At 51.0% G+C, this 1610-nt stretch carries 2 protein-coding genes; both read right to left on the minus strand.

Translation table 11 applies throughout. The features are described from left to right. Positions 1-115: 115 nt before the first annotated feature. On the minus strand, positions 116-484 hold the full coding sequence (locus BQ17_RS15705) for a hypothetical protein (RefSeq protein ID WP_089728639.1): 369 nt from the start codon (positions 482-484) through the stop codon (positions 116-118). A 4-nt stretch (positions 485-488) separates the two neighbouring features. Next, the gene (locus tag BQ17_RS15710; protein ID WP_089728641.1) at positions 489-1184 is read right to left on the minus strand and encodes a response regulator transcription factor; all 696 of its coding nucleotides are present in this window, start codon (positions 1182-1184) and stop codon (positions 489-491) included. Between the last annotated feature and the right edge of the window lie 426 nt (positions 1185-1610).

Here is a 1610-nt window from a genome sequence, read left to right on the forward strand (position 1 = left end):
GACCCAACCGAACACCGAAGCACGCGCCTAACCCGACCTACCACGACCAGCGGCCGGCAGCTAACTTAATGGCATTGGTATGCAGTTGGCAGGCAAGATAAGTGGATGGATGTGATTAGGATTGGTTCTCAGAAACGATAGTGCGTATCGATTCTATTATTACAGGTAGCTCTCTGCCAAGTTCCTCGGCAACTGCAAACTCACCTGAGTTTATGGCAGTGTTGATTCTCTTGCAGAGCAGTTCCAGTGAGGGCATTGCGCCTTGCTTTGCGAGACCAATTGCGCGATGTGTCAGCACGCGACTTCGGGTTGGGTCTCTGCGATAAAGAGAGACCTCGAAGAGTGCCGCCAGCTCGCCTTTATCGGAGAACAGATCTAGAATTCCATTCGCGATCTCGTCTCGGACGGCGGGAACGTCACCGGCAGCACTTAGCGCCAGCGCGGCATCATAATGGGGAATGTTGTCTGAGTTCTCTGTGACCATATTGTCATACCTGGATTATTCCAAGTTTGATACACATGCGAAAGATCCCGATGTGAGTTTCAACCCCAAGAATGGACTTGACCTCTGCAATCTTTTTTTCCACATGTTTCCTTCCGACCGGGAGTGCATCGGCAATCTGCTTCGAGGAAAGTCCCTCTAATAATAGCCTTAATACGTCTCCTCTGCGTCCTGCTAACAGCTGAGTATGGATGGACTTGCTTGAATTGACGTTCAATAGATCGATTGCTGTTTGAAGGCGAGGTTCGACGTATCTGTTACCTTTTCTGACTTGTCTGATAGCTTGGCAGATCTGTCCCGGAGACACGCCCTTACTGATAAATCCATTGGCTCCTGAATCAAGAAGATTCTTCACCAGTGCTGCATCCGGGTTGCCACTCAACAATAGGATAGCAGTGTTCGGGCTTTGTCGCTTGAGTGCCTGCAATGAGGATGCATCATAGGGCGTAGGTAGACTCTCATGGTTTTTGGGCATCCAAATGTCGCATAGCAGGACATTTGGTTTTAATTTCATCAGTGTTCTGGACAGTTGAGATTGACTGGAGCAAGTCTCGATAACCTCGATCCTACCATATGAGGTCGCATGTAGGAGGTTGGGAAGTACCCCGGCAAGCAACATCTCATCTTCAGCGATGACAACACTGGTCTTCTGGTGTTCCTGTAGAGTATTTCTGCGTGTCATAAACGGGCTCCATCGTCCTGCCGGCTCCTAACTATAAAGGTTTCGTGCAGAGAACCGTTAGGCGCCTTTGGAGCCTAGTACCTAGTTTCGACCGATGTTGCAAGTTCACAGTATCTGCTGGCTCACACGCTTGGCTTACCCGCTCCAGTGTGGGGACCAGCAATAGCGACCGAAACTAGGTACTAGTCGCTTTGGCCGTTTGGTGGGGACCTTGAAAAATTCAGTTTTTTCAGCACGTTTTGTTAGCAATCGCTAAATTTAGCGCGGTCCTGGGTTGTTTGGCGTTGGTTGTGGGAAAAGATCCCTCCTACGTCGGGACCAGTCCGGCGTGTTGGGTTACGGCGCGTTCAGCCCTGTCACTGGGCTTCGGGATCGAACCGCGCGCCTAACCCAACCTACACTTAACGCGAGGCCGCGCGGGCCGGC

The organism is Candidatus Thiosymbion oneisti (assembly GCF_900092655.1).
In the GTDB taxonomy this organism is placed as follows: Bacteria; Pseudomonadota; Gammaproteobacteria; order Chromatiales; family Chromatiaceae; genus Thiosymbion; species Thiosymbion oneisti.